We start from the raw sequence: 19,468 nt of genomic DNA on the forward strand, positions 1-19,468 counted from the left end.
ATCATGCGGGTGCTGGTCACCGGAGCGGGCGGCCGCCTGGGTCGGGCGGTGCTGCCCCGCCTGCTCGACGCCGGGCACACGGTACGGGCCACCAGCCGTCGGCCGCGTACCGACGCGGCGGTGGAGTGGGTGGTGGCGGACCTGGCGACCGGGCACGGGGTGGCCGCCGCGGTAGGCGGCGTGGACGCGGTGCTGCACCTGGCCTCGTCGCCGAACCGGCGTACCCACCAGATCGACGTGCTCGGCACCCGCGAGCTGGTTCGGGCCGCCGGGGCCGCCGGCGTGGGCCATCTGGTCTACGTCTCGATCGTCGGGGTGGACCGGGTGCCGATCCCGTACTACCGGCACAAGCTGGCCGCCGAGCGGGTGGTCGCCGCCGGACCGGTGCCGTGGTCGGTGCTGCGGGCCACCCAGTTCCCGCAGTTCCTCGACGACATGCTGGTCGCGTCGAGCCGGCTGGGCCCGGTGATCGGCGACCGGGCGGTGCTCGCCCAGCCGGTCGACCCGGACGAGGTCGCCACCCGGTTGGTCGAGCGGCTGGCCATCGGCCCGTCGCGCGACGTCGAGGAGTACGGCGGCCCCGAGGTGCTCCGCTTCGATGCGGCGGTACGCGCCTGGAAGGCCGCCCGGCGGTCCCGCCGACCGCTGCTGCCGGTACGGATCCCGGGCCGGCTCGGCCGGGCCCTGCGCTCGGGTGGACTGGTCACCGAGGCGACGCCGAAGGGCACCCGGACCTGGGCCGACCACCTGGCGGACACGTACGGGGGAACCCGGGCAAGATGAGAACCTTCCCTGTTCACGTTCGGCCTACCGTGACGCCATGTTCGCCATCGTCACCACAGTGATCCTCTACGTCGCCGGCTTCGTCTTCCTCTACGGCGTCATCCGGCTCGCGGTCCGGCACGCCCTGGAGGATCTGGAGGTGCGCCGGGTCCAGGCCCAGCGGGCGGAGGAGCTGGCCGCCGTGCGGGACCGCACCATGCTCCGCGAGAACGCCTTCCTCACCGGCAGCTGACCGGCGCATCCCGCCGCGGTCGGCGCCGGCGCGGGCTGGCCCGGCGCTCCCGCGCGGTCGCCGACCGGGCCCGGATCGCGCGTCGGGCACCCGCCGACGTGGTCGACCCGGCTTGCGGGCCGGCCGTCGACGCGGCTGACCCGACTGCCGGCGCCGGCCGGGCACGCCGTTCCGGTGGGCGGGACGGGCCGGGTGGTGCGAGGATCGCACCCGTGATGGGGACGCTGAAGACCGAACCCGCCCGCACCCGGCTCGACCTGCTGGCACCGCCGGTCGCCGCCGCGCTCGGGCAGTGGCCCGCCGACGCCCCGGTGGACGTCGAGGACGTGCTGGTCGCGCCGATCGACGCCGACCTCGCCGACACCGCCGCGTTCTGCGCCGCGTACCAGGTGGGGCTGGACGAGTCGGCCAACTGTGTGGTGATCGCCGGCAAGCGCGAGGGAGTGGTCCGCTACGCGGCCTGCGTGGTGCTCGCCACCACCCGGGCCGACGTCAACGGGGTGGCCCGACGGGCGCTGGACGTCCGCAAGGCGAGCTTCGCGCCGATGGCCGAGGCGGTGGAGCTGACCGGCATGGAGTACGGCGGGATCACCCCGATCGGCCTGCCCGAGGAGTGGCCGATCCTGGTCGACGCCCGGGTGATCGCCACCCCGCACGTGATCATCGGGTCCGGCGTGCGGCACAGCAAGATCGCGCTGCCCGGGCCGGCGCTCGGTGCGCTGCCCGGCGCACGGGTCGTGAAGGACCTGGCCAGGCCGGCCTGAGCGATCATCGCCGTCGATACCGTTGCACGTGAAACATCACGTGCGTCGATGCGCCAGACGCTCCACCGGGGACGGCGGCGTCAGTCGGTGCCCGACTCGCGCCGCTGCACCTCGGTCAGGGCGGCCAGCAGGGTCGCCGGCTCCTGGGCGCCGGTCACCGCGTACTTGCCGGCGAGCACGAAGGTGGGCACGCTGGTCACCCCGAGCTGCCGGGCGGCCGCCAGGTCGGCGGTCAGCTCGGCCACCCGCTCGTCCGAGTCGAGGAACCGGCGCGCCTCGGCCGCGTCCAGCCCCACCTCGGCGGCCAGCGCGGCGAGCGCGTCCCGGGAGCCGACGTCCACGCCGTCGGTGAAGTGCGCCCGGTAGAGCGCCTCGACCAGCTCGCCGGCGCGACCCTGGTCGGTGGCCCAGGCGACCAGCCGGTGCGCGTCGAAGGTGTTCGCCGCGACGGCCCGGCCGAAGTCCAGCTTGAGGCCGGTCCCGGCGGCCACCCCGGTCACGTGCTCGGCCATCTGCCGGGCCCGGTCCGGCCCGCCGAACTTGGCGCCCAGCGCGTCGAGCAGGGGCTGCGGCTCGGGCACCGGCGACGGGTCGAGCTGGAACGGCCGGTAGTGGACGGTCACCTCGCCGTCGTACGACTCCAGCGCCTGCTCCAGCCGGCGCTTGCCGATGTAGCACCACGGGCAGACCACGTCCGCGTAGATCTCGATCTCCATGATCCGGACAACCTCCAGGTCAGCTGGTCTGTTCCCGTACCTGGCGCTTGAGCCGGGCCAGGATGGCCGTGCCGCCGCGCACCCGCAGCGGGCTGATCGCCTGGGCCAGCCCCATCCGCTGGTAGAGGTCGTCCGGCACGGCGAGCACCTCGTCCGGCTTCGCCCCGGCCAGCCCCTCGGCGAGGATGCCGGCGAAGGCCCAGGTGGTCGGCGCCTCCGGCGGGCAGTCGAAGAGCGTCTCCACGGTGCCCTCGGGCGTCACCCGGGCGCGCAGGAAGAAGGCGGTCTGGCACTCCGGGACCTGTTCCATGCCCTCCCGGTCGGCCGCGCCGGGTGGCAGCGGCGGGATGACGTCGGCGTACTCCAGCAGCATCTCCAGCACCACGTCCCTTGGCGCGGCGGCGAACTCCTCGACGATCTCGGCCAGCCTGGCCGGCATGGATGACATGCCCCGAGGCTACGCCGTCGTCGGCGTACGCCGCCGCGCCGCCGGACACCCGCTCAGACGGTCGGCGCCTGCTCGCTGATCTCGCTCAGCGCCGACTGGGGGTCGAGCTGCATGGCCAGGTCACCGAGGGAGACGATGCCGACCAGCTTGCGCTCGCTGTCGCAGACCAGCACCCGGCGGATGCCCCGCTCGCGCATCAGCGCGGCCGCCTCGCCGGCGGTGGAGTTCTGCTCGATCATCACCACCTCCCGGGTGATGATCGAGCCGATGGTGGTGGCGGCCGGGTCGCTGCGCTCGGCCACCGCCCGCACCACGATGTCGCGGTCGGTGAGCATGCCGGCGAGGGTGGCGCCGTCGGTGACCACCACGTCGCCGATGTCCGCCTCCTTCATCACCTTGGCGGCCTCGTCCAGGGTGGTCTCCGCCGGCAGGTAAACGACCTGCTTGGTCATCACGTCAGCGACCCGGTAACCGGTCATGAGAGTCCTCCGAAACAACGTCCACCCGATCCAACTGCGGTACCCAGCGACACGTCGGCTACACCCCGCCGGCTACCGGCTCACCTCGTCGCGCAGCCGGTCCACCACCTCCGCCACCGGCAGTTCGGTGCGCTCGCCGGTGGCCCGGTCGCGCAGCTCGACGTACCCCTCGGCGAGGCGACGGCCGACCACGACGGCGCGTGGGATGCCGACCAGCTCGGCGTCGGTGAACTTCACCCCGGCCGAGACGTGTGTCCGGTCGTCGACCAGCACCCGCAGGCCCGCCGCGGCGAGCTGCCCGCCGAGCTCCAGCGCCGCCTCCAGCTGCGGCCCCTTCCCGGCCGCCACCAGGTGTACGTCACACGGCGCGACCGCCGCCGGCCAGACCAGTCCCCGCGCGTCGTGGTGCTGTTCGGCGATCGCCGCCACCGCCCGGGACACCCCGATGCCGTAGCAGCCCATGGTGGGCCGGACCGGCTTGCCCTCCGGGCCGAGCACGTCGACCGAGAACGCGTCGGTGAAGCGGCGGCCGAGCTGGAAGATGTGCCCGATCTCGATGCCCCGCCGGATGGTCAGCTCGCCGGTGGCGCAGGCCGGGCAGGGGTCGCCGGGGCGCACCTCGGCCGCCTCGATGGTGCCGTCCGGGATGAAGTCGCGGCCGCTGACCACGTGCACCGCGTGCCGGCCCGGCTCGTTCGCGCCGGTCAGCCAGGCCGAGCCCGGCGCCACCCGCGGGTCGACCAGGTAGCGGACGCCGAGCTTCGCCATGAGCTGCGGACCGATGTAGCCGCGGACCAGCTCGGGGTGGTCGTCCCAGCCGTCGAAGACCTCGACCGAGGCCGGTGCGACCGCGGCGGCGACCCGCTTCAGGTCCACCTCGCGGTCGCCGGGCAGCCCGACCACCAGCAGGTCGGCCTCCTCCGCACCCGGCCGGCGGACGGTCAGCACCACGTTCTTCAGCGTGTCGGCGGCGGTCCAGTCGCCGCGGCCGCCGAGCCGACGGGCGTTGGCCAGCTCGACCAGGGTGGCGATGGTGGGGGTCTCCGGGGTGTCGTGCACCTCGGCCGGCGGGTGCGCGTCCGGGTCGCCGGCCGGCGCGGCGGGCGTGGTCACCGCCTCCGTGTTCGCGGCGTAGTCGCAGGCCGTGCAGCCGACGAAGGTGTCCTCGCCGACCGGCGCCGCGGCCAGGAACTCCTCCGAGGCGGAACCGCCCATCGCCCCGGACATCGCGTGCACGATGGTGTGCTCCAGCCCCAGCCGGTCGAAGATCCGCCGGTACGCGCCCCGGTGCCGGTCGTACGCGGCCTGCAGGCCCGCCTCGTCCAGGTCGAACGAGTAGGCGTCCTTCATCAGGAACTCGCGGCCGCGCAGCAGGCCGGCCCGCGGCCGGGCCTCGTCGCGGAACTTGGTCTGGATCTGGAAGATCGTCACCGGGAAGTCCCGGTACGAGGAGAAGAGGTCCTGCACGAGCAGCGCGGCCAGCTCCTCGTGGGTGGGCGCGAGCAGGTGGTCGGCGCCCTTGCGGTCGGCGAGGGTGAAGATATCGTCGCCGTAGTCCGTCCACCGGCCGCTGGTCCGGTACGGCTCCGCCGGCAGCAGCGCCGGGAAGTGCACCTCCTGGTCGCCGATCGCGGCCATCTCCTGACGGACGATCTCGGTGACCCGGTCCAGCACCAGCTTGCCCAGCGGCAGCCAGGTGTAGCCGCCCGGCGCGGCCCGACGGATGTAGCCGGCGCGCACCAGGAGCCGATGGCTCGGCACATCCGCGTCCGCCGGGTCCTCGCGCAGGGTCCGGAGCAGCAGGGTCGACATACGGAGCAGCATTGCCGCAGCTTAGAACCGGCGCGGCGGGGGCGGCGACCGCATTGCGGCGGGCGGCGTCGAGACTGACCCCGCAATCGGCTGCCCGGGCGGCAACCCGGGGACCCCGAGACGACGTCTGGGAAGTCGTCAACGACTACCCCAAGGATCGGCTCGTGTGGACCCTGCACTGAGTGAGTTCGACTCGTTCGTCCGGACCCGGACACCCGCCCTGCTCCGGTCGGCGTACCTGCTGACCGGGGACCAGCACCTCGCCGAAGACCTCGTCCAGTCGGCGCTGGCCCGGGCCCACCGGTCGTGGAACCGGCTGCACGACAGCGGCAACGCCGAGGCGTACACCCGCAAGATCATGTATCACCTGCAAGTGTCCTGGTGGCGACGCCGTCGGGTTCCCGAGTCGATGACGGGCGAGCTGCCCGAACCACGCGGAGGCGACTCGGCTTCCGACCACGCGAGCCAGACCACGCTGCGGCTCACCCTGCGGGCCGCGCTGGCCAGGCTCTCCGCCAAGCAGCGCGCGGTGCTGGTCCTGCGCTTCTTCGAGGACCGCAGCGAAGCCGAGGCCGCCGAGCTGCTCGGCGTCACCGTCGGCACTGTCAAGAATCGTTAGAAGCTAGGGTCGATATTGCCGACACGAACGTCGATCTAGGGGGACGGTTCTGATGGTACGGCGGAAGGCCCGGTCGAGGAACCGGGGCCGGTTCGACAGCAAGGACGCGCTGCTGGCCGGTGGCGCGGATGTGCGGGCGTTGCGGTATCAACGCGCGAGTCAGGACAAGAAGGAGCAGGGCAAGAGCGTCCACGACCAGGGCGTGCTCAACCTGGCGGAGATCACGAAGCGGTCCTGGACGGACGCGGGATCGTTCACCGACAACCACCGCTCGGCGAGCCGGCATGCGACGAAGGGCCGGGAGAGCTTCGAGCTGTTGATCGAGCAGATCCGGGCGGGCAAGGGGGACGTGCTGGTGATCTGGGAGATCTCCCGCAAGGAACGCGACCTCGCCGTGTACGTGAAGATCCGCGACATGTGCCACGAGGTCGGCCTGTACTTCTGGCTCGTCGGCGGGGTGCTGTATGACCTGCGGGACAAGAACGACCGGATGATGCTCGGCTTCCAGGCCGTGCAAGCCGAATGGCTGGCCGACTCCATCCGCGACAACGTGCTGCGCGGCATCGTCGGCGCCGCCGAAGCCGGCCGCCCGCACGGAAAGATCACCTACGGATACCGGCGGATCTACGACCAACGCACCAAGGCCCTGCTACGCCAGGAGCCCGACACCGAGGTCCGCACAGCGGTGGCCGCCGACGGCACCATCACCGAGTACTCGCACGCGCAGGTGGTGCGGGACAACTTCCGCAAGATCTCCGAAGGCATGCCCCTCACCGTCCGCGAGGCCGAACTCAACCGGCTCGGGATCCCCGCCTCCCAGGGCGGGATCTGGCGGCGGGGGATCCTGCGCAAGCAGCTGATGAACCCGGCCTACATCGGCAAGCGGGTACTGCGCGGGGAGATCGTCGGCGACGGCATCTGGCCAGCCCTGGTGAGCGAGGAGACGTACTGGTCGGTCGTGCGGATGCTGGGCGACCCGTCCCGCACCACCACCCGCCCGGCGCGGGCGGTGCATCTGCTGTCGTACATCGTGCGCTGCGGGGTGTGCGACGGGCCGTTGTCGTCGCAGCGGCTCAACCGGCACGGCTGGACCGGGCAGGTGTACTCCTGCCTGCACAAGCGGTGCACGGCGGTGAAGGCCGAGTTCCTCGACGAGTACGTGCAGCGCACGGTGGTGGCGTGGCTGTCGCGCCCCGACGTCTACGACATCCTCACCGCCGCCAGCGCCAGCGACGAGGAAGTGGCGCACGCGCGGGCGGAGGCGCAACGGCTGCGCGGGGAGTTGGAGGATTGGCGCAAGCTGGGTGAGGAGGGCGAGGTCACCGCGATCGCCTACGCCCGGGCCGAGAAGGGCCTGCTGGCGCAGATCGCGGAGCACGAGCAACGCGCCGCCGACGCCGGGATCCCCGCTGTGCTGCGCGGACGGATCGGGGATCAGGCGGTGGAGGCGTGGCAGGAACTCGCCGACGACATCCCGGTCAAGCGGGAGATCATCCGCCTGGTCGCCGACATCAAACTCCTCCGCGCCGGGTTCAAGGGCGAACGCCGCGCGTTCGGCCGGCACCGACTCGACTGGAGGTGGAAGTTCGGCCCACAGGACCAAGCGGCCTGATCGTGCACGGCGGCGTCGGACTGTTGTCTCGGCGCCGCCGTCATGGCATGGCGTGCCAGGTGCCACGTGCCCTACCGAGCGGAACCGACGCAGCGGGCCGCAGGAGTTAGTAGTGCTTTGTTAGGTTGGGACGAGTTGGCGGCAGAGAGGGCAGAACCCGAGCCAGGTTGCGAGTAAGTACTGCAGTTGCCGCAGGACGGCGTAGAGGCTCAGGTCTGCCCCACTGCTTTTGGGCGGGTCAGCCGCAGTTGGGTGAGGAACAGTTGAGCGGCCGTGGCGAGGGTGACGTGGCGGTGCCAGCCGATCCAGGAGCGGCCTTCGAAGTGGTCAAGCCCGAGGGCGGTCTTGAGTTCGCGGTAGTCGTGCTCGACGCGCCAGCGGCTTTTGGCCAGGCGGACCAGTTCGGCAAGTGGTGTGTCGGCGGGCAGGTCGGACAGCTAGTAGTCGCTGGGTTCGTCCTGGTCGGGAGGCCACTGCACAGCAGCCAGCATTCGGGTAGGACACCGTCCTCACGGCGGTGCGGTCCGCGTTGGATCACCCGGCCGGCGGGACGTACCCGCAGCGCGAAGAAGTGCCCGGACAGGTCACCGGGGCGGTCCGGGGCGCGGTCGGGTGTGGGTAGCCGGGCTCGCCAGCGCCCCAGGCGCGTCGCGTCGGCGCCGTGGGCGAGGGCCAGGTCCTTCAGGCTGCGGGCAGGGTGGGGGTAGCGCGGTGTGGGGTGTTTGCCAACGCCGGCGTAGGGGATCTCGACCGGTTGGGCGTCGCCGGGTTGCGCGGTGGTGGACGAGGTGGTCGCCACGATGTAGCTGATGCCGCGTTCGGTCAGGCCCTGACGAAACTCGGCGACCTGGCCGTAGCCGGCGTCGGCGGTCAACAGCGGCGGACGCAGCCCCCATGCGGCCAGTTCGTCGAGCATCTCCAGGGCCATCAGCCACTTCGGCCGGTACCGCTCGGCGTCGGGCACCTTCGACGCCGCCCGCCGCCGGCGGATCTGGTCGATCTGCTCGGCAGGCGGCAGCTGCACACGGGTGTGTGGTTTCTTCGCCCCGGCCTGGTCGAGGGTGACCGGCTGCTGGCGCAGCCTGCGGGCGTGCGCGTTCGCGGGCTTGCCGTCCGGGCCGGGCACGCACGTGTCGTCCCAGGACTCCGGCACGAACAGTCGCCAGTTCAGCACCGCCGAGGCGGCGTCGGTCGCCGCGTGGACGCTGACCGCGATCTGGCAGTTGGCGACCTTGCCGAGCGTGCCGGAGTACTGCCGGGCCACGCACGCCGAGGCTTTGCCGTCCTTGGGAAATCCGGTGTCGTCCACCACCCACACCTGCGGCGCCACCAGGTCGACCGCAGCCGTCGCCAGCCGTCGTCGCACACCGACGACATCCCAGGTGGACGAGGTCAGGAACTGCTGCAACTGTTGGTGATCGACCCCGAGCCGCTCGGCCATCGGCTGCATCGACTTACGCCGGCCGTCCAGCATCAGCCCACGCAGATACCGCAGACCGGTCGCCCGCTGGTCCGAGCGCCGCAACCCCGCGAAGATCCCCGCCGCGAAGTCCTCCAACTGCCCGCGCACCCGAGCGAGATCCCGCTGATCCACGCACCGCAGCCAAACACCGCCACGATCCCCGTACAAGCGACACGCCACAACGACCTAACAAAGCACTATTAGTACTTCAACGTCACTTGGCCTGTCTGCGCTGGTAGTGGGCTGCACTCCAACGAGTACCCCGACACCCGGGCGCATTTGGCGCATCCGTTGGGGGTGAAGGGGTTTCGCCTACCGGCGGGTCAAGAACGACGCCGGTGACGCCGCCGACCTGGCGGATCTGCTGCGCATGGGCAGGCTGCCGGAGGCATATGCGGCCCCGCCGGCGGTGCGCGAGTTGCGGGAGTTGGTGCGGTATCGGGCCAAGCTGGTCGCCTGGCGCAGCGGGTTGAAGGCATCCGTGCACGCAGTGTTGGCCAAACAGGGCGTGCACATCCCGGTGTCCGATCTGTTCGGCGTTGGTGGGCGGGAACTGCTCGCCCGGGCACCGCTGGACGGCGCCTACCGGGGTCGGGTGTCCTCGCTGTGCCGGCTGATCGACGCAGTCGATTTCGAGATCGACGCGGTCGCCGGACCGATCCGGGCCAGACTCGCCGGGCACCCCGGCTACACCGCGATCCAGGCCATCCCCGGGGTCGGCCCGGTCCTGGGGGCGGTGTTCGTCGCCGAGATCGGCGAGGTCGACCGGTTCCCCGGCCCGGCGCAGCTGACCTCGTGGGCCGGGCTGACCCCGCGGCACCGCGAGTCCGACCTTGTCGTGAACCGGGGACGGATCACCAAACAAGGCTCCACCCTGGTGCGGTGGGCCGCGGTCGAGGCCGCCCACAGCGTCCCGCACCGCGCCGGCTGGCTGGTCTCCCGACGGGCGGCCATCGCCGAGCGACGCGGACGCAACATCGCCACCGTCGCGGTGGCCCGCAAGCTGCTCACCCTCGTCTACTACGGCCTGCGCGACGGGCACATCCGCGCCCTCGCACCGGACCGGGCGGCGGCGTGAGCAGGTTCGGACGTGACCGGACGCGAGCTCGTTCTGTGTCTGACCCCCGTCGGCCGACGGCGAGGCCGCCCGCTTGATTGACCCCGTCCGGTCACGGCCGCACATCACCATGCCCCCCGATTCCCCGCGGGGCGAATGGATGACCGGCAGCCGAACCCGGCCTGCCCTTCCGACATCTGGTCGGAACCTGGTGACGCGACCACCCACAACGCCTTCCGGCATCACGAGCATGGCGCGCACGGCGCCGGCGTCAAGGCCAAGCCCCTGCGGGGTGGGCCTACGGCCCAGCCGTTGACCCGGCACCGCACACACGCCTGCCCGAAACCCATTGCCGGAACCGGAAAAATCAACGTCAGCAGGTCAAACCCCAGCCTTGACCGGCCCCGCTCCTTCATGGATGACCGGCCCCGCTCCTTCATGGATGACACAGAGAGGTGCCGTTAGCGAGACAGCCCCCCGACCACCGGTGCCGGCGCGGATACCCGCCCTTGTTGAGGCGGCGGGCGCGTGTGCACTGGCGATCGGTTGATGCCTCGAGTTTGACCGGTGGTGGGGTCAACGTCACGTGCTGGGCGCCATGCCCCCGGCATCGGGCGCCGCCTCGCCGGATGTTGCCGGTGCGAGTCCGTGGAGTGGTTCCCGTATCGGCAGAGTGGTGATCACAAGGGCTGCGTCGAGGTTGCGAGCGAGTCTGCTGATTACGACGCCGGGCAGGTCTCCCCTGTGCCGGGAGCCATGTGGCAGGCGCAACGCGGCGGAGTTCATGAAGTGGCCGACGCCAGCGGCGCGTAGCGCTGGGGCGACGCGGGCGGTGATGCCTGCCGCGTCGGCGTCCTGTCGATGGGCGCGGGCGCGATGCAGCAGCGCGTTGATGCTGAAGCCGGGGCTGGCAACGGCTGCGGCCGTGTACAGCAGCACGCCGGCGTCTCGGGCCCGGGCTGCCGCGACGGCGGCGGCGGCGAGGTCGGTGGGGCCGTCGGTCAGGATGAGCAGCACATGGCCGCGGCCGGGGTGTCGCCCGTCGATCTGGTAGATGCGGATGTCGCTGGGGGAGACGCTGGCCATCGTCGGGATCCTTCCTGGTAGCAGTCGACAGGTGTGGCGGGGCCGGCACGGCGCGCTGGCCCCGCCACAGGTCGATCGGGCGTCGGCGGTGGAGTCATCGTCGTCTGAGGGCCAGTGCGACGCCGCCGTGCTGGTGGAGAGCGCCGGGGGAGGTGAGGGCAACCCAGCCGTCGCGCAGCAGGACGAGTTCGATGAGTTCGTCGACGGCGTCGTCGATGACGGCGGGGTGTTCGGCGTCGGTGGCGGGGGTGAGGGTGTCGCCGTCGTCGCTGAGGCGGGCGGGGTAGAACAGCGTCTCGTCGACGGCGAGCATCTCGGGGCGACCGGTACGGGCGGCCAGCCAGGCGGCGGGCATGCCGGAGGCGACCCGGTCGGCTCCGGCACGCCGGTCGATGAGGGCGAGCGCTTCGGCTTCCCGCTGGTGCAGGTAAGCGTCGAGGGTGTGGCGGATCCGTGCCGAGAGGTCGGGCAGGGCGCTGGTGACGAGGTTGCCGCGGACGACGCCGGCGAGGCGAGCGCAGTTGACCGACATCTGCCGGAACGCGGTGGTGACGCTTTCGTCGCCGACGATGACCAGCGGCGCGGGATGCAGCCGTGCGTACGCGCCGAGGACCTGGTCGACCCGGCGGAGGAACCCGACATCCGGCCCCGAGCTGCCGGCTGCCGACCGTCGGGTCCGGTCGGCCCGCCCGCTGCGGTCACCCGCTGGCCGGTCGGCTTGCAGCGGGAAGGCGGGGGTGAGGGCGGGCAGCAGGCTGTCGGCGACGCCGTTGAACAGCCGGGCCTGTCGCGCGTTGAGGGCGAGGACCAGGTGCCGTGGAGTGCGGTGCAGGGCACGCACGAGGTCGCGGGTGGCGAAGGTGGGATCAACGACGGCCCGGTCACGCACCGGCAGGGGAAGCCGGATCAGCGCACCGGTGCCGGCGCTGGCGAAGACGGCCAGCGCGTGACCGGCAGGGCCGCCGCGGGCCCGGCATACCAGGTCGTGCAGTCGGCGGACAGCGGGAGCCGCCGCGGGCTGCAGCTCGGCGGGGACGCGGGAGGCGGCCTGCTCGGCCAGGGTATCCAGGCGTAGCGCGTCGGCATGCGCGAGGACGGCGGACGGCGTGGTGGTCAACAGCAGCGAGATCGCCGGATACTCGCGCACGGCCTGCAGGGCGGTGACCTGGCCGGCGGACGGGACGGTAGTGGGCTGCGGGCATCGGACAGGTCGGGCACGGAATGTCATGGCATGTTCCTTGGGTTCTCGTGGCGTCACGGGTGTCGCCAGGCCAGCTGCATGAGCAGCCGGCGGGCGGCGTTCTCTGCGGTGACGTCGTAGCTGGCAGGGGCGAGGCGGCGGGTCGAGGTGACGTCGCGACGGCCACGGGTGGCGACGTGGGCGAGACCGCCCGCGGCGGCACCCCACACCGCGCCGGCTGCGGTGGTGGCCGGCAGGACCAGCCACCACGCCTGCGGCGTGAAATCGACAACAGAGCGATGAGCACGCCGAGCCAGGCGCCGCTGGCCGCGTCGGCGAACGCGGCGCGCGGGGTGGTCATCCGGCGCAGGACAGCTTCGACCAGCCGCAGGTCCGATTCGACGATGGTGTCGTGCTGCACCGGAAGCCCTGGTCGGGCAGGTGATCGACAGCTTACTGCGCGGCGGCGTAGGTGGGATAGGCGGCAACGGCGACCGGGCGGTGGCGTCCGCGTCGGCAGGACCAGGCAGCTGCGTCATGTTGGGCTCCACGGTCAGTGGCGGGGGGGAGTGCGCGAGTCGTCGGTGGGCACGGGCCGGCTGCGGGTGGCCGCGAGGCTCCAGCCGATGGAAACCGCGAGGGTGGCGATGATGACGCCCAAGGTGACCGGGATGGGCAGCTTCCCGACCGGGGTCTCGGAGAGGATGAGCTTGACGCCGGCGAAGGCGAGCAGGAACGCCAGGCCGTAGTGAAGATGCACGAAGCGGCGCAGCAGGCCGGCCAGGCAGAAGTAGAGACTGCGCAGGCCGAGCACAGCGAACGCGTTGGCCGTCCAGACGATGAAGGTGCTGGTGGTGATGGCCAGGATCGCGGCGACGGAGTCGATGGCGAAGATCAGGTCGGTGGCCTCGACCGCGATCAGGACGACGAACAGCAGGGTGGCGGCACGTTTGCCGTCCATGCGGGTGAAGAATTTGTCGCCGTGGTAGCGGGCGTCGGTGGGGATGATCCGCCGCACGAGGCGGACGATGATGTTGCGGTCGGGGTGCATCTCGGCGTCGTGCTTGAAGGCCATCTTCCAACCGGTGTAGATGAGGAAGACACCGAACACGTACGCGGTCCAGAAGAACGTCTCGAGCAGTTCCGCGCCGACGAAGATGAACACGAGGCGGAACACCAGCGCGCCGATGACTCCCCAGAACAGCACCTTGTGCTGGTACGCGGCCGGGACCGCGAAATAGGTGAAGATCAGCGCGAAGACGAAGACGTTGTCGACCGACAGCGCCTTCTCGATGAGGTAGCCGGCGTAGTAGGCGCCGGCCGCCTCGTCGCCCTGCCACACCCACAGCAGCACCCCGAAGGCCAAGCCAGCGGCGATCCACACCGCCGACCAGATCACGGCCTCACGGAAACCGATGACGTGATTGTCGCGGTGCAGGAACAGGTCGACCGCCAGCATGACGGCGATCGCCACGGTCAGGGCCAGCCAGGCCCACCACGGAACGGACATCGGGAGTGTCCCTGCCTCTCGACCGGGCCGGCGTCGGGTGCGCCGACGTGCGGGGCGAAGGTCTCCCCGGGCCGCCTGGGTCGGCGGCCCCGCGTGGCCGGGACCCCGCTGGGCCCGTACTGACGGCCGGCGCGTCCGTCGGGTGGGTACTCCCCCTCGAACTAAGCATCATTATTCACGAATCCTGATTCGCATGTCAAGTGCGACGGGGAACCCGTCGGACCACTCACATGCTCATCCACGCGGCATGCACCACAGCGGCCAGACCAAATGCTCCGATGGGGGCACACGCGCCCGAATCACCCTCATGCTGCAATTAGATACTTTTATCACAACCCGATCAGTTTCATCCGGGATATGTCGACAGGCTGCCACCAATCGCCCCCGAAGGCCTCACCGTCGCTGACGAGGAGGCGCGCTCCACTGCGCGCGTGGCTGAATGCCCCACGGTGCCGCCGCTATCCGCCTAGCATGAAGACATGAGCACTCCGCGGGGGACCGGCGGCGTCCAGGCGGCGTTCGCAGGTTTGCGCGGGCCGCTCCTCGCCGCTGGGTTGCTGGCCGGCGCAGGCCTGCTCGACCTGGCGGGTGCCGTAGGTAGCACCCGCGAGGTCTTCATAGTGATCACCCAAGAGGGCATCTCCCGGATCGATGTCACTGGGTGGGCGTGGCTGCACGCGGGCATCGCCGCGGCGACCGTGCTCGCCGCGCTGTTCGTCGTCACGGGCCACCGCCGAGCGGTGCTCACCGGCATGGTGGCTGCGGCGATCGCGATCGCCGCCGATCTCGTCGCCTTTCCCTTCGTGCCGTGGGTGGAGACCCTGGCGATCGGACTCAACGCCGTTGCTCTTCGGCTGCTGTACGTGTACGCGCGGACTGGCTGAGTACCCAGTCGGCGTCCACGTCAGCATCGCAGGGACTCCTCGCGCACGATGTCGTCAGCGCACCTCGCAGATTCTCCCGGTGAACGCGGGGTCAGCCTCCCGGTTGGCCGCCCACATCGGGTTCAGCGACAACGCCAGCGGGGGCGGCTGCCACGCCGCACCCATTCGCTGGAGCAGGCCGTACTCCTCCCGTGGTCGGGTGGTCTCATCGCCGGTCAGGAAGTCGACGACCCGGTGCTTGACCACGCGCTGACTAAGCACACCACCGTGGAGGGCAGGCATCTGGAAAACCGGGATTCGGGAGTACTCCCCCGGTGGGGCCTCGGCGGCGCTCACGGTGGGAAGGAAAGCGATCATGCGTACTCCGGCCACCGGACAGAGCGTTCGGTTGCGGTAGAACGGTGCGTTGGCCAGCATTGATCGAATGAACGGCTCGTCCGGGCTGTTCTTCACCTCCTTCGGCAGGTTGGCCAGCGCGGAGATCCCCCGCAGTTGCCACCCGACCGCCACCCCCCACCCCGAGTGCCCGGGTGGCGGGTAGTAAGTTCTTCCCGGCCCGACCAGCGGGCTGAACATCATCGCCGCCTCGACTGGCCCGTTCGGCCACTTCTCCACATAGGTGCGCACCACCATCGCGCCCTCACTCTCCCCGAGCAGCGCGATCGGCCGCCCGGTCCGCCGGTGCAGCAGGTCCACCTGGGTCGCGAGCAGTGCCGCGCTGGAGTCCAGCGACCGGTGGGTGGCCGACGGGCCGTAGGGCAGGGGGCGCTGCCGGTCATCCAGGCCACGGTAGGAGAAACGCTCTACTCTCAAGCTTTCCGGAGGCCGCCCGTCCCAGCTCGAGTCGTGCCCGGCGATGAGAAGGATCGCGTGCGGCACCCGGTCAGGTATCTGTCCGGCGGCGAAGGGCGGATGCCAGTCGGTCCGCCTACCGGCGGCGATCCCGAACAGGGACTGGGCCGCCACCGCGCTGGCCATGACGACCACGACAGCCAGCGGCGCAACGGGGACGCGGGCCCAGCGAAGCCGGCGGGGCCGCAACGCGGCGTGGACCGTCCGCTGCCAGAGCAGCCCATTGCCCGCACCGGCGAGGCCGGCCACCACCACTACGGCCCAGCCGGGAAGGCTGGCGATCAGCGCTCCGGCCACGGTCAGCACCACGAAATTGAGCAGCGACCAGCCGAGCAGTTCGACCGAGGGCAGCCCTCGCCACCAACGGGCGACCACGCCAGCCCGTTGCAGGAACGGCGCCAGCAGTAGCATCGGCACCACAGAGGCGAGCAGGTACCAGGAGAGCGCGACTGCCGAAAACGCCACGGCGATCGCCGCCCAGGGCGAGATGATGACCGCGGCGAGCGCGGCGACCTCGATGTTGCGCACAGCCAACCAGCGCAGCGAGGGGCGAGGCACGTCGTCCGGCCAGGCGAGCGCGGTCAGCCCGGCGGAGAGCACGCCCCGGACCACTATCGCGGACAGCAACCCGAGGAGGAACATTGGCCACGAGTTGTGGTAGACGAACAGCCACCGCAGGTCGTGGTAGGAGTCATACGGCCAGACGGCGGTCGCCTGAGGCGCCAACCCTTCCGCCGCCTTGAAACCGATGGCCACCAGCGCCACGGCCTCCGCCATGGCCGGCACCGCCGCCAGCGCGAGCAACGCCGCCAGTCGACCCCCCATCGATGCCACGCCCGCCTCCCGCACTCACAACAGTCGGCCCCTCTGAAGCATCGCTCAGAACAGGTCGGTTGGGGCCCGGATCGGCCCAACCGCCCGGACCCTCGACGCTGGAGCCTGTAATCGCCCGGATACCTTCGGCGGTGACTGCACCGTACTCGCTCACCTCGCCCCAACTGCAGTCGACTGACCGTCGACGCAACCGCGTGCCGCCACGCGACCTATCCAGCCACCTGGCTCTGGCACGAAGTTCGTGATCAGTCTTTGGGGGCCTGGTGGTTACTCGGCGAGGATGACGCGGCGGAGGAGGAGGTCGAAGTTCGCTCGCCGTACATCTGCCTCATGATCGCTTTCAGTATGCAGACGTTGCCTTCGACCGCGCCGCTGCTCCAGGGCAGGGTGAGCCCGTTGCGGACAGCTTCGTAGTCCTTGAGTAGGCCGGCGGCGAAGCCGGCGAGTTGTGCGACTCCGCTGGCCTGGGCCTGGTTGATCCAGGTGTCCAGGTGCCGGCCCTGGCGTTGGCGCAGCATGCCGGCGAAGTCGCTGACCAGGCGGTCGACGATGCGTAGGCTGTCACATCGCTGCAGGATGCGAGCCAGGTCAGCCTGTTCACGCTCGGTCCGCTCGACGGCAGGCCGGATGATCCAACTGGTCACTTCCCGAGGCTTGGGTGCGACCGCCGTCATGGCGGCCGGCTTGATCGTGCCGTCGCGCCAGGTGTGCAGCAGCCGCCGGACGGACCGTTGGCTGCCCCGGTAGCCGCGGTCGCGTAGTTCCGTGGTCAGCCGGGCCGCGTTGGTGCAGCCCTGCTCCCAGCGTTCAGCGAGGTAAGGGAGGTGTTCGTCGAGTTCACGGGCTCGGGGATGGTCTCGGTGAGTAGTTCGTCGGCGGTCGCCGCGCGGAGGTAGCGGCGCACGCTCATGCCGTCGAGGTTCAACGTGGTGCTGATCGCGGTGGTGCCGATGCCCTTGACGTGCAGGGCGTGGATCTCGGCGTACCGTTGCCGGGTCACCTCGGCGCGACGGCCCTGCTCACCATTTGTTGACGGGCGCGGTTGCGCGACGGCTTCGGCTTCGGGCCGGTCCTTGAGGCACCTGCGGTGGGCGCGGACGACCCGGTCGACCGCTTGAGTGAGGTTATAGAGTAGGTGGAACCGGTCGGCGACCTGGATCGCGTCCGGCGCGCCCAGCCTGGCGCCTTCGGCGTAGCCGCTGGCCCGGTCGCGGCAGACCACCTCGGTCCCCGAGTGGGCGCGCAGCCAGTCGGCGAAGCTGTCGGCGCGGCGGTCGGCCAGCAGGTCGACGGGCCTGCCGGTGTGCATGTCAACGATGATGCTGCCGTAGTCACGACCCTTGCGGAACGCGAAATCGTCGACGCCGAGCACCGCGACCGCTTCGACCTCGGGCGCCGGCGGCGCCCGGACCAGCCGTAACAGGGTTGTGCGGGACACCTCGACGGCCAGCAGGCGCGTCATCCGTGCACCCGGCCGGTCGCCCAGAGCCAGGGCGATCTTCTCCAGGATGCCGCGCAGCAGCGGGGTCCGGCGGGCATACGGTGTGGTCAGACCCGGCACCTGCTCTGCGAACGTCCGCCGGCGACAGGCGGTGTTGTCGCAAAAGAACCGCCGGATACGCACCCGTAGCAACGTCTGCCTGCCACCGATCGCCGGGTCCGCCAGCGTCCGCCGGTACCGACTGTGCACTCGCGCCGACCTGCACCCACATGCCGGGCATCCCCCGTCACCGACCGCAACATCAATATCCAGCCGAACCGATCGCCCCTCGGCGCAGACTCGCACGATCGTCAACGCCACCAGATGAGGCAGCAGAGCCTCAATACCATAATCGTCACACGCGAAACATGATCATCCACATCGGACGCCGCCCGGGACGCCGGGTCGCCCCCATTCACGAACTTCGTGCCAGAGCCAGATCCAGCTGGCCGTTGACAACGCCCATGAACCCTGCCCGACCGCTGCTGGCAACGGCCGCACCGCGCAGTCGCGGCCCGAGCCCGACCCGACAGCACCATCACGCCGGCACGCTGCTCAACAGCCTCGATCGACGGACCGACAGGTGCGGCAGTAGCTGCTCCACAAGCGAACACGCCGGACATGATCAACGAAACTGCCCCACCCCAGATTGAACCGTCCACATCAAGGATCACGGGAGGGCCGCTGCCTGCATGAACGTCCTCACGGTGATGACGCGCATGAAGAAGCGCAATCCCTCTGAGTTGCGCCACAGACATCCTCAAGATCAATGACGGGCAAGAGCAAACTCGTCGTCACCTTCGGTGACGGCTAACACCGTCTGGCAGTGCCGAACCGTCCCGACGTTGTCGGGGCTGCTTGCCACCCTCCCCGGCGTCCCCCGGTTCAGGCTGCCCCCAGCTTCACCCGGCCGCTGCGACGGCCAGGCGGTGAAGGTCTCTCACCTCCACTCGGTGATTCGGCGCCTCGTGGCGCACTCGGCGGTGGTTGTAGAAGGCGATCCACCGGAACACGTCGCGGCGGGCGTCGGGTTCGGTGGTCCAGTGGCGGTGGTCAACGTCCAACTCTCGTTTGAGGGTGGCGAAGAACGACTCGGCCAGGGCGTCGTATGACGAGCCGATCCGTCCCATTGAGCGGTGGATGCCGTGCCGTTGGCAGGCGTTGGCGAAGTCGCTGCTGACGTATTGGGAGGATTCAACCGATCCAGTCGCTCGCGACCGTGCGAGTGACTACCCGGCATGTCCGTGGGTAAGCCGACACGTCCGGTTCGGCATCAGAGGAGGTCGGGGTGGGACGGTCGTTCGTGAACTGGTCGGGCAGCTTGCGTTTCACGCCGGCTGAGTTAGCCGAACCCGTCGACGAGGACGAGATACGCGCCGTCGTCCTGCGGGCACGGGATGGCGGGACACCGATCCGGCCGGTCGGTTCGGGGCACTCGTCCAGTGCGCTGGTGCGTACCGACGGGATCCTGCTGAGCCTGGACCGGCTCGCCGGGGTGATTGCCAACGACGGCGACCACGCCACCGCGTGGCCTGCGTTCCGCGTAATTCGTCTGGTCTAGAGATCCTGACCGGATGAAGCTCGTGGTCAGGGCCGTGTGGTCGACTGTCGGGCCGAGGATCGCCTAGAGAAACGCCTATCGGGATACGCACTGGTGG

At 70.6% G+C, this 19,468-nt stretch carries 19 protein-coding genes and 3 pseudogenes; 8 read left to right on the top strand and 14 right to left on the bottom strand.

The annotated features are described in order from the left end of the window. The first annotated feature begins 3 nt into the window (after positions 1-3). From DLJ47_RS04880 to DLJ47_RS04890, 3 genes are all read left to right on the top strand, one after another. On the top strand, positions 4-783 hold the full coding sequence (locus DLJ47_RS04880; RefSeq protein WP_109898899.1) for an SDR family oxidoreductase: 780 nt from the start codon (positions 4-6) through the stop codon (positions 781-783). Positions 784-820: 37 nt separating this feature from the next. Then, positions 821-1,015, top strand: coding sequence for a hypothetical protein (locus tag DLJ47_RS04885; RefSeq protein ID WP_109898900.1), 195 nt, complete (start codon positions 821-823; stop codon positions 1,013-1,015). A gap of 215 nt (positions 1,016-1,230) precedes the next feature. Further along, complete coding sequence (locus DLJ47_RS04890) at positions 1,231-1,779, top strand: YbaK/EbsC family protein (protein ID WP_109898901.1); 549 nt, start codon at positions 1,231-1,233, stop codon at positions 1,777-1,779. A gap of 80 nt (positions 1,780-1,859) precedes the next feature. Here the strand turns inward: DLJ47_RS04890 and DLJ47_RS04895 are convergent, their stop codons facing one another. The 4 genes from DLJ47_RS04895 to DLJ47_RS04910 all read right to left on the bottom strand — a co-directional run bounded on the left by DLJ47_RS04895 (position 1,860) and on the right by DLJ47_RS04910 (position 5,246). Continuing rightward, positions 1,860-2,495: a DsbA family oxidoreductase gene (locus tag DLJ47_RS04895; RefSeq protein ID WP_109898902.1), complete on the bottom strand. Its 636-nt coding sequence runs from the start codon at positions 2,493-2,495 to the stop codon at positions 1,860-1,862. 19 nt (positions 2,496-2,514) lie between these two features. After that, positions 2,515-2,943, bottom strand: a complete 429-nt coding sequence (locus tag DLJ47_RS04900; RefSeq protein ID WP_109898903.1) for a SufE family protein — start codon at positions 2,941-2,943, stop codon at positions 2,515-2,517. A 53-nt stretch (positions 2,944-2,996) separates the two neighbouring features. Continuing rightward, positions 2,997-3,422 carry a CBS domain-containing protein gene (locus DLJ47_RS04905; protein WP_109898904.1) on the bottom strand — a complete coding sequence of 142 codons (426 nt, stop codon included), beginning with the start codon at positions 3,420-3,422 and terminating at the stop codon, positions 2,997-2,999. 72 nt (positions 3,423-3,494) lie between these two features. Next, the gene (locus DLJ47_RS04910) at positions 3,495-5,246 is read right to left on the bottom strand and encodes a proline--tRNA ligase (RefSeq protein ID WP_109898905.1); all 1,752 of its coding nucleotides are present in this window, start codon (positions 5,244-5,246) and stop codon (positions 3,495-3,497) included. Positions 5,247-5,400: 154 nt separating this feature from the next. On the opposite strand from DLJ47_RS04910, the gene DLJ47_RS04915 reads away from it, so the two are divergent. Both DLJ47_RS04915 and DLJ47_RS04920 read left to right on the top strand, forming a co-directional pair. After that, positions 5,401-5,853, top strand: a complete 453-nt coding sequence (locus DLJ47_RS04915; protein WP_109898906.1) for a SigE family RNA polymerase sigma factor — start codon at positions 5,401-5,403, stop codon at positions 5,851-5,853. A 52-nt stretch (positions 5,854-5,905) separates the two neighbouring features. After that, positions 5,906-7,465, top strand: coding sequence for a recombinase family protein (locus tag DLJ47_RS04920; RefSeq protein WP_109898907.1), 1,560 nt, complete (start codon positions 5,906-5,908; stop codon positions 7,463-7,465). A gap of 209 nt (positions 7,466-7,674) precedes the next feature. Here DLJ47_RS04920 and DLJ47_RS04925 read toward each other — a convergent pair. Then, positions 7,675-9,059: pseudogene (locus DLJ47_RS04925) on the bottom strand (IS701 family transposase). 196 nt (positions 9,060-9,255) lie between these two features. On the opposite strand from DLJ47_RS04925, the pseudogene DLJ47_RS04930 reads away from it, so the two are divergent. Continuing rightward, positions 9,256-10,005: pseudogene (locus tag DLJ47_RS04930) on the top strand (IS110 family transposase); the annotation flags it as partial. Positions 10,006-10,566: 561 nt separating this feature from the next. Here DLJ47_RS04930 and DLJ47_RS04935 read toward each other — a convergent pair. The 5 genes and pseudogenes from DLJ47_RS04935 to DLJ47_RS04945 all read right to left on the bottom strand — a co-directional run bounded on the left by DLJ47_RS04935 (position 10,567) and on the right by DLJ47_RS04945 (position 13,760). Continuing rightward, positions 10,567-11,070 carry a hypothetical protein gene (locus DLJ47_RS04935; RefSeq protein ID WP_109898908.1) on the bottom strand — a complete coding sequence of 168 codons (504 nt, stop codon included), beginning with the start codon at positions 11,068-11,070 and terminating at the stop codon, positions 10,567-10,569. Between the two features lie 94 nt (positions 11,071-11,164). Next, positions 11,165-12,298, bottom strand: coding sequence for a baeRF3 domain-containing protein (locus DLJ47_RS04940; RefSeq protein WP_146228027.1), 1,134 nt, complete (start codon positions 12,296-12,298; stop codon positions 11,165-11,167). Between the two features lie 26 nt (positions 12,299-12,324). Continuing rightward, positions 12,325-12,480, bottom strand: coding sequence for a hypothetical protein (locus DLJ47_RS35620; RefSeq protein ID WP_158289777.1), 156 nt, complete (start codon positions 12,478-12,480; stop codon positions 12,325-12,327). A 71-nt stretch (positions 12,481-12,551) separates the two neighbouring features. After that, positions 12,552-12,671: pseudogene (locus DLJ47_RS37845) on the bottom strand (general stress protein); the annotation flags it as partial. A gap of 132 nt (positions 12,672-12,803) precedes the next feature. Then, a complete protein-coding gene (locus tag DLJ47_RS04945; RefSeq protein WP_109898910.1) occupies positions 12,804-13,760 on the bottom strand; it encodes a TerC family protein in 957 nt (318 codons plus the stop codon). A 479-nt stretch (positions 13,761-14,239) separates the two neighbouring features. On the opposite strand from DLJ47_RS04945, the gene DLJ47_RS04950 reads away from it, so the two are divergent. Further along, on the top strand, positions 14,240-14,644 hold the full coding sequence (locus DLJ47_RS04950; protein ID WP_109898911.1) for a DUF7144 family membrane protein: 405 nt from the start codon (positions 14,240-14,242) through the stop codon (positions 14,642-14,644). A 54-nt stretch (positions 14,645-14,698) separates the two neighbouring features. Here DLJ47_RS04950 and DLJ47_RS04955 read toward each other — a convergent pair whose 3' ends face one another. From DLJ47_RS04955 to DLJ47_RS36145, 4 genes are all read right to left on the bottom strand, one after another. Beyond that, entirely contained in the window at positions 14,699-16,321 is a 1,623-nt protein-coding gene (locus tag DLJ47_RS04955) for a hypothetical protein (protein WP_109898912.1), read from the bottom strand. A gap of 254 nt (positions 16,322-16,575) precedes the next feature. After that, the gene (locus tag DLJ47_RS04960) at positions 16,576-16,974 is read right to left on the bottom strand and encodes a transposase (RefSeq protein WP_158289778.1); all 399 of its coding nucleotides are present in this window, start codon (positions 16,972-16,974) and stop codon (positions 16,576-16,578) included. 125 nt (positions 16,975-17,099) lie between these two features. Next, positions 17,100-18,131, bottom strand: coding sequence for an ISL3 family transposase (locus tag DLJ47_RS04965; protein ID WP_158289779.1), 1,032 nt, complete (start codon positions 18,129-18,131; stop codon positions 17,100-17,102). Between the two features lie 581 nt (positions 18,132-18,712). Beyond that, positions 18,713-18,952 carry an integrase core domain-containing protein gene (locus DLJ47_RS36145; RefSeq protein WP_255562269.1) on the bottom strand — a complete coding sequence of 80 codons (240 nt, stop codon included), beginning with the start codon at positions 18,950-18,952 and terminating at the stop codon, positions 18,713-18,715. Between the two features lie 146 nt (positions 18,953-19,098). Between DLJ47_RS36145 and DLJ47_RS04975 the strand changes: the two genes are divergently transcribed. After that, the gene (locus tag DLJ47_RS04975; RefSeq protein ID WP_109898915.1) at positions 19,099-19,371 is read left to right on the top strand and encodes an FAD-binding protein; all 273 of its coding nucleotides are present in this window, start codon (positions 19,099-19,101) and stop codon (positions 19,369-19,371) included. Positions 19,372-19,468: the final 97 nt, after the last annotated feature.

Source organism: Micromonospora sp. S4605, assembly GCF_003176715.1.
Classification (GTDB): Bacteria; Actinomycetota; Actinomycetes; order Mycobacteriales; family Micromonosporaceae; genus Micromonospora; species Micromonospora echinaurantiaca.

Excerpts from the sequence above, each read along its gene's own strand:
- DLJ47_RS04905 (WP_109898904.1), bottom strand. The coding sequence starts at position 3,422 with ATGACCGGTTACCGGGTCGCTGACGTGATGACCAAGCAGGTCGTTTAC.
- DLJ47_RS04935 (WP_109898908.1), bottom strand. The coding sequence starts at position 11,070 with ATGGCCAGCGTCTCCCCCAGCGACATCCGCATCTACCAGATCGACGGG.
- DLJ47_RS04950 (WP_109898911.1), top strand. The coding sequence starts at position 14,240 with ATGAGCACTCCGCGGGGGACCGGCGGCGTCCAGGCGGCGTTCGCAGGT.
- DLJ47_RS04890 (WP_109898901.1), top strand. The coding sequence starts at position 1,231 with ATGGGGACGCTGAAGACCGAACCCGCCCGCACCCGGCTCGACCTGCTG.
- DLJ47_RS04885 (WP_109898900.1), top strand. The coding sequence starts at position 821 with ATGTTCGCCATCGTCACCACAGTGATCCTCTACGTCGCCGGCTTCGTC.
- DLJ47_RS04880 (WP_109898899.1), top strand. The coding sequence starts at position 4 with ATGCGGGTGCTGGTCACCGGAGCGGGCGGCCGCCTGGGTCGGGCGGTG.
- DLJ47_RS04945 (WP_109898910.1), bottom strand. The coding sequence starts at position 13,760 with ATGTCCGTTCCGTGGTGGGCCTGGCTGGCCCTGACCGTGGCGATCGCC.
- DLJ47_RS04895 (WP_109898902.1), bottom strand. The coding sequence starts at position 2,495 with ATGGAGATCGAGATCTACGCGGACGTGGTCTGCCCGTGGTGCTACATC.
- DLJ47_RS04940 (WP_146228027.1), bottom strand. The coding sequence starts at position 12,298 with ATGACATTCCGTGCCCGACCTGTCCGATGCCCGCAGCCCACTACCGTC.
- DLJ47_RS04955 (WP_109898912.1), bottom strand. The coding sequence starts at position 16,321 with ATGGGGGGTCGACTGGCGGCGTTGCTCGCGCTGGCGGCGGTGCCGGCC.
- DLJ47_RS04920 (WP_109898907.1), top strand. The coding sequence starts at position 5,906 with ATGGTACGGCGGAAGGCCCGGTCGAGGAACCGGGGCCGGTTCGACAGC.
- DLJ47_RS04910 (WP_109898905.1), bottom strand. The coding sequence starts at position 5,246 with ATGCTGCTCCGTATGTCGACCCTGCTGCTCCGGACCCTGCGCGAGGAC.
- DLJ47_RS04900 (WP_109898903.1), bottom strand. The coding sequence starts at position 2,943 with ATGTCATCCATGCCGGCCAGGCTGGCCGAGATCGTCGAGGAGTTCGCC.